Source organism: Ruegeria sp. H6, from assembly GCF_056532975.1.
Genome location: NZ_JBQFOA010000001.1, coordinates 801,256 through 815,010 on the forward strand (window position 1 = coordinate 801,256; position 13,755 = coordinate 815,010).

10 protein-coding genes are annotated in these 13,755 nt (G+C 59.4%); 5 read left to right on the top strand and 5 right to left on the bottom strand.

Annotated elements, in window-relative coordinates:
• Positions 1-78: 78 nt before the first annotated feature.
• Positions 79-3,174, bottom strand: coding sequence for a valine--tRNA ligase (locus ACR0AG_RS03845; protein WP_480836602.1), 3,096 nt, complete (start codon positions 3,172-3,174; stop codon positions 79-81).
• Positions 3,175-3,325: 151 nt separating this feature from the next.
• Here ACR0AG_RS03845 and ACR0AG_RS03850 point away from each other — a divergent pair, with 151 nt between their 5' ends.
• Positions 3,326-5,617, top strand: coding sequence for a xanthine dehydrogenase family protein molybdopterin-binding subunit (locus ACR0AG_RS03850; protein WP_480836604.1), 2,292 nt, complete (start codon positions 3,326-3,328; stop codon positions 5,615-5,617).
• A complete protein-coding gene (locus ACR0AG_RS03855) occupies positions 5,595-6,671 on the top strand; it encodes a DUF2235 domain-containing protein (protein WP_480836606.1) in 1,077 nt (358 codons plus the stop codon). The genes ACR0AG_RS03850 and ACR0AG_RS03855 overlap by 23 nt, the downstream gene beginning before the upstream one ends.
• A gap of 1,046 nt (positions 6,672-7,717) precedes the next feature.
• Here the strand turns inward: ACR0AG_RS03855 and ACR0AG_RS03860 are convergent.
• Positions 7,718-8,287, bottom strand: a complete 570-nt coding sequence (locus ACR0AG_RS03860; RefSeq protein WP_480836608.1) for a GcrA family cell cycle regulator — start codon at positions 8,285-8,287, stop codon at positions 7,718-7,720.
• A 125-nt stretch (positions 8,288-8,412) separates the two neighbouring features.
• Here ACR0AG_RS03860 and ACR0AG_RS03865 point away from each other — a divergent pair, with 125 nt between their 5' ends.
• Entirely contained in the window at positions 8,413-9,216 is an 804-nt protein-coding gene (locus ACR0AG_RS03865) for an ABC transporter permease (RefSeq protein ID WP_480836610.1), read from the top strand.
• Here the strand turns inward: ACR0AG_RS03865 and ACR0AG_RS03870 are convergent.
• A complete protein-coding gene (locus ACR0AG_RS03870; protein WP_480836612.1) occupies positions 9,198-10,088 on the bottom strand; it encodes a DMT family transporter in 891 nt (296 codons plus the stop codon). The two genes, ACR0AG_RS03865 and ACR0AG_RS03870, sit on opposite strands and share 19 nt — an antisense overlap.
• Positions 10,089-10,379: 291 nt before the next feature.
• Between ACR0AG_RS03870 and ACR0AG_RS03875 the strand changes: the two genes are divergently transcribed.
• On the top strand, positions 10,380-11,567 hold the full coding sequence (locus ACR0AG_RS03875) for an acetylornithine transaminase (protein WP_480836614.1): 1,188 nt from the start codon (positions 10,380-10,382) through the stop codon (positions 11,565-11,567).
• Positions 11,568-11,643: 76 nt separating this feature from the next.
• Positions 11,644-12,570, top strand: a complete 927-nt coding sequence (gene argF, locus ACR0AG_RS03880) for an ornithine carbamoyltransferase (RefSeq protein ID WP_480836616.1) — start codon at positions 11,644-11,646, stop codon at positions 12,568-12,570.
• On the opposite strand, the gene ACR0AG_RS03885 is transcribed toward argF, so the two are convergent.
• Both ACR0AG_RS03885 and ACR0AG_RS03890 read right to left on the bottom strand, forming a co-directional pair.
• On the bottom strand, positions 12,571-13,245 hold the full coding sequence (locus ACR0AG_RS03885) for a ferric reductase-like transmembrane domain-containing protein (RefSeq protein WP_480836617.1): 675 nt from the start codon (positions 13,243-13,245) through the stop codon (positions 12,571-12,573). It abuts the gene before it with no gap.
• A complete protein-coding gene (locus tag ACR0AG_RS03890; protein ID WP_480836618.1) occupies positions 13,202-13,687 on the bottom strand; it encodes a twin-arginine translocation pathway signal in 486 nt (161 codons plus the stop codon). Before ACR0AG_RS03890 ends, ACR0AG_RS03885 begins: the two co-directional genes overlap by 44 nt.
• Positions 13,688-13,755: the final 68 nt, after the last annotated feature.

Genomic DNA, 13,755 nt, shown 5'->3' on the forward strand with positions numbered 1-13,755 from the left:
GAAACCTTCAACACAAAAGAAAACCCGCCGGGCCATGCGGCGGGTTTTGGGATTTCCGTATTTGGGACGAGAAGAAGATCAGGCGATTTCTGCCAAACGGGCGAGCGCCTCGTTGAGCTTCGCCTCTTCTTCCTCGCGGGCGGCGAGGTTGGCTTTGGCTTCTGCAACCACCTCTTCCGGGGCCGAGGCCACGAATTTGGGGTTGTTCAGACGTCCGCGCAACCCGCCGAGTTCCTTGGCCAGTTTGCCTTTGGCTTTCTCCAGCCGTTCCTTTTCCGCGCCGATGTCGATGATATCGGCCAGCGGCAGGCCGAAGGACGCGCCGGGGGCAGCGATGGAAATCGTGCCTTTTGGCAGTTCATCGGCTTTTGTCAGGCTGTCGATCCGCGCCAGGCGTTTGATCAGCGCCTCGTTGCGGTCCCAGGCGGCTTGACCATGCGCGTCGATTTCTGTCACCAGCATCGGTACATACAGACCCGCCGGAACCCGCATCTGCGCGCGGGCCGAGCGGGTGTTTTCGATCACCGAGATCACCCAGTTCATTTCGCGGTCGGCCTCAGCGTCGACCAGTTCGGTCCCATAGGTGGGCCAGTCGGCGTGTACAACCATCTTGGGCCGCGTGCCGGTCAGACCCCAGAGTTCTTCTGTGATGAAGGGCATGATTGGGTGCAGCAGAACCATGCACTGATCCAACACCCAACGCATCGTGGCGCGGGTCTCGGCCTGAGCCTCGGCGTCGTCGCCTTGCAGCAGGGGTTTGGACAGCTCCACGTACCAGTCGCAGACCTTGCCCCAGACAAAGGCATAGAGCCCGTTGGCCGCGTCGTTGAAACGGTAGCTTTCCAGCGCCGCGTCGACCTCTTCCCGAACGCGGGCGGTTTCGCCGATGATCCAGCGGTTCACGGCGGCTTTGGGTTTCAGATCGGCCACGTCCAGTTGCGGCACGGTGTCGGTGAAGACCTCGTTCATTTCGGCAAAGCGGACGGCGTTCCACAGTTTGGTGCCGAAGTTGCGGTAGCCGGTGATGCGTTCGCGGGACAGTTTCAGCACGCCGCCAATCGCCGCCATCGAGGCGTTGGTAAAGCGCAGTGCGTCGGCGCCGAATTCGTCCACGATCTCCAGCGGGTCGATGACGTTGCCGGTGGTTTTGGACATCTTCTTGCCCTTCTCGTCGCGGACGAGTTGGTGCAGGTAGACGGTGTGGAACGGGATCTGATCGACCACGGCCAGTTGCATCATCATCATCCGGGCGACCCAGAAGAACAGGATGTCGAAGCCGGTGATCAGGACGTCTGTTGGGAAGTAGCGCTCCAGTTCCTCGGTCTGCTCAGGCCAGCCCAGCGTGCCAATGGGCCAGAGGCCGGAGGAGAACCACGTGTCGAGGACGTCGGGGTCGCGAAATAGCGGAAGCGGTGGTGCAGAGGGGTCAAAATCAGCATTGTCGTAGATGGATGACGCTTCCTTTGCATCAGAGACGATGACGATTTCACCGTTCCAATCATCGGCACGATAGTACGCCTGCGCCAATTGGATAGCTTCTTCTTCTGATGGTGCGCAGAAGCGCTCCCACTCTATCAATCTGCTGCGGTTTTCATCGTCAGATATTGGCAGATCAATTGATTTGCCGTCTTCAGATTTCTTCGGCCCATACCAAACCGGAATCTGATGCCCCCACCACAGCTGGCGCGAGATGCACCAGGGCTCGATGTTTTCCAGCCAGTGGTAATAGGTCTTCTCGCCCGACTCGGGGATGATCTTGACCGTGCCGTCCTTGACCGCGTCCAGCGCGGGGCCGACGACCTTTTCGGCGTCCACGAACCACTGGTCGGTGAACATCGGCTCAATCACCACCTTGGAGCGGTCGCCGAAGGGTTGCATGATCGGTTTGCTCTCGACCAGCGGGACCAGCGCCGCCGGATCATCATCCTCGCCCAGCTTGGTGCCCAGACGGGGGTCATCCGCGCGGGTCATGACGGCTAGACCATCGGCGGTGATTTCCTCGACCACCCTCGCGCGGGCCTCGAACCGGTCGAGGCCGCGCAGGTGATCGGGGATCAGGTTGATCGCGTCGATCTCGTTCTCGGTGAAATCCTTGCCGCGTGCGTATTCCTGCGCTTTGTCGGCCTCCTCGGCGTAAGGCGCACCGTCGGACCGCATCGCGCCTTTGGTGTCCATCAGGCGGTACATCGGGATGCCGCCGCGCTTGGCGACCATGTTGTCGTTAAAGTCATGCGCGCCGGTGATCTTCACCGCGCCCGAGCCGAAATCGGGATCGGGGTAGTCATCGGTGATGATCGGAATTTGGCGGCGATGCTCTTTAGGCCCAACCGGAATCTCACAGAGTTTTCCGACGATTGGAGCATACCGCTCATCCGATGGATGAACCGCAACCGCGCCGTCACCCAGCATGGTTTCGGGGCGCGTTGTAGCAATAGAAATGTAATCCCGTTCTTCGCGGAATATCACATTCCCATCTTCATCTTTTTCCAAATACTCATATGTCTCACCGCCAGCCAAGGGGTACTTGAAGTGCCACATATGGCCCGGCGTTTCGATATTCTCGACCTCAAGATCCGAGATCGCCGTCTCGAAATGCGGATCCCAGTTGACCAGCCGCTTGCCGCGATAGATCAGGCCCTTTTCGTACATATCGACGAACACCTTGATCACCGCGTCGTGGAAATTGGCCGAGTTCTCATGCCCCGTGCGCGGATCACCCGCCGCACCGGCCATGGTAAAGGCATTGCGCGACCAGTCGCAGCTTGATCCCAGACGCTTCAGCTGTTCGATGATAGTGCCGCCGTATTCGCCCTTCCACTCCCAGACTTTCTCAAGGAATTTCTCGCGCCCCAACTCACGCCGGCCCGGCTGCTGGGTCAGCATCAGCATCTTTTCCACCTGCATCTGTGTGGCAATGCCTGCGTGATCCTGGCCGGGCTGCCACAGCGTGTCGAACCCGCGCATGCGGTGCCAGCGGATCAGGATATCCTGTAGCGTGTTGTTGAACGCGTGACCCACATGCAGGGCCCCCGTCACGTTGGGTGGCGGGATCATTATGGTAAAGCTTTCATCGCGCGATCGGTTCGCGCCTGCCTTGAAGGCTCCGGCCTGTTCCCAGGCCTCGTAAATGCGGGCCTCGGCCTCGGCCGCGTTGAATGTCTTTTCCATCGCCATGGGGTGCGTCCTGCGTCATCAATCTTGGGTCAGCGCCTGCAATAACGAATGCGTGCGGGAAGGGGAAGAGCCAAGGGAAACCGGCCCGATGATCTGGACAACCCCGAGGCGCGCCCTAATGTGGCGCCCAAGGCAGCGACAGGAGCATCCCATGGAAAAGTTCGGCAAAAGTCAGCCGGTGAAACGGACCGAAGATCAACGGTTTTTGACCGGCCAGGGCCAGTATATGGATGATCGGGTGCCCGAAAATGCGCTGTTTGCGGCCTTTCTGCGCAGTACGGTCGCGCATGGCCAGATCACCGCGTTGGATCTTGAGGCCGCGCGTGCCGCCGATGGGGTGCGCCTGGTCATGTCGCTGAGTGATCTGGCCGATGCCGGTATCGACACGGTTATGAGCGCAACAACGGTGGTCAATCGTGACGGATCGAAAGGGGCGGCCCCGGATCGGCATATGCTGGCCAAAGACCGGGTGCGCTATGTGGGAGAGCCTGTGGCGGTCGTTATCGCCGACAGTATTGCCCAAGCGCGCGACGCGGTTGAGATGATCGCGTTTGAAATGGACGATTTGCCTGCCAAGATCGATGTAACCGCCGGTGGTGAAACGCTTCACCCAGAGGCCCCGGACAACCGCGCCTTTGATTGGGGGCTTGGGGATGAGGCAGCCACTCAGGCGGCATTTGACGCAGCGGTTCACACCGTGTCGCTGGATGTGCATGACAATCGGGTCATCGTGAACTCGATTGAGCCGCGCGGGTGTCAGGCGGGCTGGTCTGAGGGCAGGCTGCACCTGTCTTATGGCGGTCAGGGTGTCTGGGGCATGAAGGCGCAATTGGCGCAAAAGCTGAAGCTTGAGCCCGAGGCCATTCGCGTCACGACCCCTGATGTGGGGGGCGGTTTCGGCATGAAGGCAATGCCTTACCCCGAATACTTCTGTGTGGCGGTTGCCACAATGAAACTGGGTCAGCCGGTGCACTGGATGTCCGACCGGTCCGAGGCGATGCTGTCGGATCATCATGGCCGAGACCTGACCTCGCTGGCCGAGCTGGCCTTTGATGCCGATCACAAGATCACCGCCTACCGGGTGCACAGCAGGATGAATATGGGTGCGTATAACAGCCATTTCGCACAGGCTATTCAGACCCAATTGTTCAGCCGCGTTCTGATGGGTGTCTATGACGTGCAAACCACCTATCTGCGGGTTGAGGGCTTTTATACCAACACTACGCAGGTGGATGCCTATCGCGGTGCGGGCCGCCCCGAGGCGATCTATGTTCTGGAACGCGTCATGGACCGGGCGGCGCGCGAGTTGGGCATCGACCCCTGGGAGCTGCGGCGCAGAAATTTCATTCGGCCCGACGCCTTTCCTTACAAGTCCGCAACGGGTGAGACCTATGACGTGGGCGATTTCGGCATGGTTCTGACCCGCGCCGGGCAACAAACCGAAGGGTTTCAGGTGCGCAAAGCAGCGGATTCTGCGCGTGGTCTGATCCGCGGGCAGGGCCTGTGTTACTATATCGAAAGTATTCTGGGTGATCCTTCCGAAGGCGCAAAGGTCGAGTTTTGCGAGGATGGGTCAGTGAACCTCTATGTCGGAACGCAGTCGAACGGGCAGGGCCATGAAACGGTTTATGCTCAGTTTCTGGCGGATCAGACGGGGATTCCGGCGGATCAAATTAACGTTGTGCAGGGGGATACCGATCAACTGGCGCAGGGCGGCGGCACCGGGGGCTCTCGGTCCGTTACTGTGCAAAGCAACGCAACACTGGTCACGGTCGACACGATGATTGCCGCATTCACGCCCTATCTGGCGGATAAGATGGGGGTCGAGGAAACAGACGTGAACTTTGACCATGAAACCTTCCGCGCGCCTGGGTCCAACATGACGCCGACGTTGATTGAGGCGGCCAACATGGCGCGGGCCGATGGGCGTACAGATCTGTTGCAGCACGAAGCACGCGCCAAGCTTGAGGCGCGTAGCTTTCCCAACGGGGCACATGTTGCCGAGGTCGTGATCGATTCTTACACCGGCGAAACTTGGGTGGACCGCTACACCGTTGTTGATGATTTTGGTAACCTTATCAATCCGATGTTGGCTGAAGGTCAAGTGCATGGTGGGGTTGTTCAGGGGATCGGACAGGCCCTGAACGAGCATGTTGTGCATGATGAATACGGGCAACTGCTCACGGCTTCGTTGATGGATTACGCCTTGCCCCGCGCGGCGGACGTACCCATGATTAAGTTTACCTCGGCGCCGGTTCCGTCAACCGCCAACCCGATGGGGATGAAAGGCTGTGGCGAGGCAGGCACCGTGGGCGCGCTGGCCGCGGTGGCAAACGCGGTTCAGGATGCGCTCTGGGATCACGGGGTGCGGCAGGCGGATATGCCGTTCACACCCCACAAGGTTTGGGAATTGCTGACACATGGTTCTGTCGCGGCTGAGTAAAAAGGTACTGGGATGGCTCGGACGGCCTTTGCGGTCCGAGCACTCGGCCGAAGCGCGCCATCGCGAACCTGTCAGCCATGTCATTATTCTGGACGGCACAATGTCGACCCTTGAGACGGGGTTTGAGACGCATGCCGGCCAGACCCTGCGCCTGTGCTGCGAGATGGGCAGCAAGGTGTCCGTGTTCTACGAGGCAGGCGTTCAGTGGGACGGCTGGAAATCTTCGCTGGATGTGATGATGGGCCGGGGCATCAACCGACAGATCAGGCGCGCCTATGGCTATCTGGCGTCGCGCTACAAACCCGGCGACCGGATATTCTTTATCGGCTATTCACGGGGTGCCTATGGGGTGCGCAGCCTGGCTGGCGTGATTGACATGATCGGTCTGCTCAAGGCCGAGCACGCGACCGAGCGCAATATCAAACAGGCGTATCGTCACTACGAATGTAACGCCCATGGCGACGCCGCTGCCGAGTTTCGCCGGCAATTTTGTCACGATGAGATCGCGATCGAGATGGTGGGCGTCTGGGATACGGTCAAAGCGCTGGGCCTGCGCCTGCCGCTGCTGTGGCGCTGGGCCGAGGAACGCCACGCCTTCCACAACCACCAGCTTGGCCCCGCCACGCGCCACGGCTATCACGCCATGGCGCTGGATGAAACGCGCGAGGTGTATGAACCCGTTCTGTGGAACAGCACCTCGGATCACGCAGGCCATGTCGAGCAGGTCTGGTTCCGCGGATCGCACGGGGATGTCGGCGGTCAGTTGAACGGGTTCGACGACGCGCGCCCGCTGAGCAACATCTCGTTGGTCTGGATGCTGGACAAGGCCGAATTGCACGGGCTGCCGCTGCCCCCGGATTGGCGTGACCGCTTTCCAACCGATGCCTCTGCGCCCTCTGTCGGTACATGGCGTGGTTGGGGCAAGATCTTCCTGCTGCGCCGCCATCGAAAAGTCGGACGCGACCCATCTGAAAGATTGCACGTCTCGGTGGCGCCTGATGATCTGCCCGGCTGGGTGCCGATGCCGGATTTGCCGTCGCATCCGGCGCAGTAAGGGGCGATCATGTGCCAGCGGCTCCACAATCACTGAAACCTCTATGTCAGGTTCGAGTCCAAAACGTCCGGTCAATTAGCGGAACGCTTGCTGCTTGGGTTAAAAAGAAATCCAAATAGGTAACGCTTCTATGTGTCTCTCGCTTCGTTTGGGTTTGAGCAATGATAGTTTGCTGAATGGTCTATAAGAGCCTCTTCAAACCGAACTAAGTTGCTGCGCTCATTATAAGTCATCCGAAACACAGGGGGTAGCAATGTCAAAGAGCCGGCCTTCCTGTGAATGGTCCAACGGTTCAAATATTTGATCTGCGGCAATCTGTTCCATAACTCAGCTTCAATTTTCGCAGCCTCATGACCTTCAATGCTTGAAAAAGTATCTGGCCAATTTGATTCTGGATAGTTGCGTAGAACCCAGTACCTGAAGTTGTTTATTTGAGGCTTATATTGGTAATACCTGTGATTTAGAGGCACTTCGGCAATGTAAAGATACCCGTGATCTGATGGCCTTTGCTGTACTTCATCAGCTTCGCTGAGGTCCAGTGTTCGTAGGTTAACGTGCCGATTATATTTCAATAGGTAATTGTTGCCTTCCGTAGGAACGGTCTCTCTTGAAAAGGAAACTGTACAACCATCGATATAAATATCGGAGTAGCCCATACTTTGTAGCGAACTAAGAAGCTTCGTATCGCTTGATGTTTCAGACGTAGACAGATTTGGAGCTATGGCTACAGCCCAAAATGCGACACCTGAAACGATTTGAATTGCACGCGACGGCCTCTTTGTCATGTTCGACTCATCTTATTTGAGCGGGGCTTGGAAGTTGTATTATGTCGTGGCCAGGCAGTGCCTTCAACGGCAACTTTGTCCGCACAGCCGAGGCTCCAATCTAAAACCCCCTCGTAGCATTCAACGAGGGAGTGTTCTCTGTAGGAGTTCATTACGCCTTGCGTCGCTCTTGACTATGCGACGCTTCCGGCAGGAGGCGTGGCGAAACGCCTTCGCCCCTTTCAGGTTGAATTGTAATGATTTAGGTTATGGTATGCGCTATTACCGCCGACGGTCCCGGCGTGAGCTCATGGGCTGGAACGCCACGCCTACATGCGCCTCGCAATAGGGCTTTCCGGCCTCAACCGGTAGGCCGCAGAACCAGAAATCTTCGGTCGCAGGGTCACCGACGGGCCATTTGCAGGTTTTCTCGGTCAGTTCCATCAGCGTCAGCTTCTTAGCTTTCTTCTCGACCTCATTGACCTTGGCCAGCGCCTCGGGGCTGATCTCATTCGCCGAAGGCTGCGGCGGCAGCGGCTGACCGGCGGGGATGATCTGACGGCGGGCCGGGGTGGCCGGTTTCGCCTCGGGCGCGGGGGCCGGGCGGGCCGGTTCTGTCTTTGGCGCGGGTTTCGGCTTGGCCTCGGCCTTGGGTGCGGGGGCCGGCTTTGCATTGGGCTCAGCTTTGGTAGTTCCGGCACCGGTGGCACGGTTGGAAAGGCCCAGACGGTGGACCTTACCGATCACCGCATTGCGGGTTACGCCGCCCAGTTCCTTGGCGATCTGGCTGGCCGACTGGCCCTCGCCCCACATTTTCTTCAGCAGCTCTACACGCTCGTCTGTCCAGGACATGATTTGCCTTTCAAAAGCGGAAAGCGGCCCCGGATTCGGGCCGCCTTGGGAATTCGTCTCAGCGCCCTATTCTAAACACTGCCGCCCGAGTTACAAGCGGCTTCGAATCAGGTATGGGGCAGATCATGCAGAATCTCATGGATCAAGACGCGCGCCGCTTTGGGGCGGTCAACTGGATTGGGCTTTATACGCTGGCGCAGCGCGAAACGCGGCGCTTCATGGCGGTCTGGACGCAAACCCTGCTGGCCCCGCTGGTCACGGCGGGCCTGTTTCTTCTGATCTTCAGCATTGCCATCGGCCCCAGCCGTCCTGACGTGATGGGCGTGCCGTTCCTGATCTTTCTGGCCCCAGGCATCATGATGATGACAGTGATCCAAAACGCCTTTGCCAACACGTCCTCTTCGATGGTGGTGGCCAAGGTGCAGGGCAACATCGTCGATACGCTGATGCCACCGCTTTCCCCACTGGAAATTCTGTTGGGCTATCTTGCCGGGGGCATAACCCGCAGCGTTATGATCGCGCTGGTTCTGGTTGCTGCGCTGGCGTTTGTTCTGAGCATTGCACCGCAGCATCCGCTGATCGCGCTGATCTTTGTTGTGTTGGGCGGCGCGTTCATGGGCGCGCTGGGACTTCTGGCTGCGATCTATGCCAACAAGTTCGACCAGATGGCGGCGATCACCAATTTCATCGTGACACCCTTGGCGTTTCTGTCCGGCACTTTCTACTCGGTCGAGGCCTTGCCCCCGGTGCTGAACGCGATCAGCCATGTGAACCCGGTCTTCTATCTGATCGACGGGCTGCGCTTTGGCATGATCGGCGTTTCGGACAGCTCTCCGTGGCTCGGGATGGTGATCTGTTCCGGTGCGACGCTGGTGGTGGGCGCATTGACCTGGCAGATGTTGCGCACCGGCTACCGACTCAAGGCCTGACGCTGACGGGTTTCGCGCCAAACCAGGATCAACCCACCCGTCAGGATGATGGCCGATCCGATCAGGCTGACTCCATCGGGGATGACGCGAAACACGACAAAATCATAGAAGCCGGCAAAAATCAGCGTTGCATAGCTGATCGGCGCCACAAACGACGCATCCGCGCGCGCCATGCCGTTGACGAAACAGGCCTGGGCACAGGCCATCAGCACGCCGATCCCGGCCAGAGCGGCCCATTGCTGGGGCGTAGGCGACTGGAACACAAAGCTGACCGCGACCGAGGCGATCGTCAGCCCCATCGCATTGTTGATCAGCAGGATCTGGATCGGAATTTCCCGGCCCGAGAGCTTTTTGATGAAAATCAGCTCCATCCCGATTACCGCCGCTGCGGTCAACGCCAGAAGGGCTGCGGGTTGAAAACTGGCGGGTGTCGGGCGCAGCAGCACCAACGCTCCTATCAGTGCGACGATGGCGGCCATCCAACGCCACGGACCCACGCCCTCTTTCAGCAGCGGGATCGCCAGAACCATGGCAAAGACCGGGTTCAGGAATGAGATCGCCGTGGCATCCGCAATCGGGATGAACGCGACCGAAGAAAACAGCAACGTGATCCCCAGCCAGCCAAAGCTTGTCCGCCCGATATGCAGCCCCCAATGCGGGCGGCGCAGGCGCGGACGCAGTACGCCAACGGCACTGACGATCACCAGGAACGCAAACAGAAACCGCCCATGGCTGATCTGCATCGGATGCAGCGCCGGGCCCAGAACATCCGTTCCCAATGCCTTGGCAAGCAACGTGGTGCTTGCCATCAAGGCGCTGGCACCGAAGATCAACAAAGCCGCAAGGGCCGGGTTCTGGCGGATCGGGGTCATGGCTCACCCCTGAGCCACCGCCCGGCAAATGGCAAGCGGCAAATCCCTGTCTCAGAGTGATTTTTTGCGGATCTGCAAAAACAGGGTTTTCAGAACCCACGCATGCCGCTATACGGCCCGGCATGATCAAACACGCACATATCCTGCGCCTCCGACGCCGACGCCTGACCGCGTAACCGGCTTCTTTGATCTTTGCGCCGTCTTTATCGGCGTGTTCTCCACCAAATCAGTTGACGAACATGGGCCGAGTGTATCACTCACGAGGTTCCAGATACCAAAAAGGATGATCCGATGATCCCGTCCGTTCTGCCGACCTATAATCGTGCACCCCTTACATTCGTAAAGGGCGAAGGTGCCTGGCTGACCGAGGCGGATGGCCGACGTTTTCTGGACCTTGGTGCAGGGATCGCTGTGAATGCGCTGGGCCACGCGCATCCTGCACTGGTTGCTGCGCTGACCGACCAGGCGCACGCGCTGTGGCACGTGTCGAACCTCTACAACATCCCCCAGCAGCAAGCACTGGCAGACAAGCTGGTCGAACATACCTTTGCCGATACCGTGTTCTTCACCAATTCCGGCACCGAGTCATGTGAACTCGCCGTAAAAATGGCCCGCAAGTATTTCTATGACAAAGGCCAGCCTGAGCGGGTCGAGATCATCACCTTCGACGGCTCGTTCCATGGCCGGTCCTCCGCAGGCATCGCTGCCGCCGGGTCCGAGAAGATGACCAAAGGCTTTGGTCCCTTGCTGCCCGGTTTTGTGCACCTGACATTCGGAGATCTCGACGGCGTCACCAACGCCATCACCGATCAAACGGCTGCGATAATGATCGAACCGGTGCAAGGCGAGGGCGGCATCCGCCCTGTCCCCGACGCTGAACTCAAAGCTCTGCGCCAGATCTGCGATGAAAATGGCCTGCTGCTGATCCTTGATGAGGTGCAATGCGGCGTCGGTCGTACCGGCAAGCTCTTTGCCCATGAATGGGCAGGTATCATTCCCGATATCATGATGGTCGCCAAGGGCATCGGCGGCGGCTTTCCCTTGGGCGCAGTGCTGACCACCGAAGAGGCCGCAAGCGGTATGACCGCAGGCACTCATGGCTCGACCTATGGCGGCAACCCGCTCGGCTGCGCCGTTGGTTGCGCCGTCATCGACCAGGTCGCCACACCCGCTTTCCTCGACGGTGTGAACTGCAAGGCGGGCCTTTTGCGCCAAAAGCTGGAAGGCCTGATCGCCGACCACCCCGACGTCTTCGAAGAGGTGCGCGGCGCGGGCCTGATGCTCGGCCTGAAATGCAAACCCACAAATATCGACGTGGTCAACGCAGGCTACGATAACGAAGTTATTACGGTTCCCGCCGCCGACAACGTGATCCGCCTGCTGCCTCCGCTGACCCTGACTGAGGATGACATCGCCCAAGCCTTGATCCGCCTCGACAAAGCAGCAAAGCAGATCGAATCCAAACACGAAACCGCCTGACCCTTCATCTTTTTAGAAGTACTCCGGGGGTCCGGGGGCAGCGCCCCCGGCCATCGACAGCCAAAAGCGAAACGATATGAACCACTTTCTCGACATTCACAAAACTGACGCCACCGCCTTGCGGTCCATGATCGATCAGGCAGGCGCGATGAAACAGGCGCGTCTGGGCCGTCCCAAGGCCGCGCCGGATGACGACCAGCCGCTGGCAGGTCGCATGGTTGCCCTGATATTCGAAAAACCCTCTACCCGGACGCGTGTTTCCTTCGATGTCGGTGTGCGACAGATGGGTGGAGAAACCATGGTGCTGTCCGGCAAGGACATGCAACTGGGCCATGGCGAGACGATTGCTGACACGGCCCGCGTGCTGTCGCGTTATGTCGACATGATCATGATCCGCACCTTTGACGAAACCATCCTGACCGAGATGGCCGAATATTCGGACGTGCCTGTGATCAATGGCCTGACCGACCGCACCCATCCCTGTCAGATCATGGCCGACGTCCAGACGTTCGAGGAACACCGTGGCCCCATCGCGGGCAAAAGGGTGGTCTGGACTGGTGACGGCAACAATGTCTGCGCTTCGTTCCTGCACGCCGCCGGCCAGTTCGGGTTCGATCTGACCTTTACCGGCCCGGCACAGCTGGACCCCGAGGAAGAGTTCATGGGGTTCGCCCGCAAAAAGGGCTCGACCATCACAATCGAACGCGACCCGTTCAAAGCCGTCGAGGGCGCCGATCTGGTGGTTGCCGACACCTGGGTCTCTATGCATGACAGTCAATCCGCCAAGGAGCGCCGTCACAACATGCTGCGCCCATATCAGGTAAACACTGACCTCATGTCCCACGCCAAACCGGACGCGTTGTTCATGCATTGCCTACCGGCCCACCGAGAAGAAGAGGCGACCTCCGAGGTCATGGACGGGCCAAATTCGGTCATTTTTGATGAGGCCGAAAACCGGCTGCACGCCCAAAAAGCGATCATGCGGTGGTGTCTCGGCCTGTGATCAGGGTCGGCTGCGTGTCTGGATCGACCAGACCCGCAGCCGGGCGAGCGTTCGAACGCTCGCCAGCACCACAAGGATGCATAAGGCGCTTTTGGTCATGATCTCCATGGTTCCTTCGATCAGCATGGCATGAACGACGCTGCCGATGACCGTAACGCCTGCCAATCCTGTGTGCCATAGACGCCAGGTCGCGTAGCCAAGCCCAATTTTTCGGCGCAGCACCGCCAACATCGCGGTTGCAAACACCGCCCACATCGCGACCACGCCCCAGGCCGAAAACGGGGTCGGGGAGGCAAAGAGCAGCGCGTCGATGACATCCGGCGGACTGGTGATCCACAGACCCGCAACATGCGCAATCACTGCCAGAACCAGGGCCGCGCCAGACAGGTGATGTAGATACCGACTTGTTTTGGGGGACAGGCCCGGCAGATCTCGCCCCGCCAGCAACGGTTGTATCAGCAGCAGCGCCATTGCTGTTACACCAGCAAACCCGGCCGCAATGTAGACCGGGCTGCGCCACGCCAGCAGGGGGCTGGCTGCTGCTGCCGCAAGCGGTACAAAAACGGCGATTACCAGCGCCGTCCAGATCAGAATGGCGCGGGCCGCCCTCATCCGTGCCGTTTCCCCCGCTTCAGACCGGTTGAAGAACGAAATCCGCACTGAGCGTTTTGTCACGCGCGCTGGACATGACCGGACGCAAAAAGACGGTCTGAAAATCCCCACTGTCATAGGCCAGATGGCCATGGGGTTGACCGAATGCTGGCACGATCTGCGGCATCTCCAGCCGGAACTCTCCATTTGCGTCGGTCAGGGTCGCACCATGGCTGTGCGGGTCTCTTTCGTGGCCTTCTGTCGTATGGGCCCAGATCTGGATGCGCTGATTGGCCAGTGGCGCGCCATCGCCCGCACGGCGTACAGTGCCGGTCATCCAAAACCCGCCGCCGCCGATGCGGTCGACGATTGGCGCCCCGGCGAGGTAGTTGTTTGACCCGCCCCGCATGGATTTCGTCGCGGCCAGTCCGCTTGACCGGGCGGGGGTGAACAGACCTGAGGCTGCAATGGCGCCTGCGGCCCCAGTGGCGACAAAGGATCGACGGCTCATCAAAATGCGGGTCATTCCGGTTCTCCTGTTGATCATGGGGGCGAGGCGCCGTTTGGAAACGGACCTATGCCCGTTGCAGGATG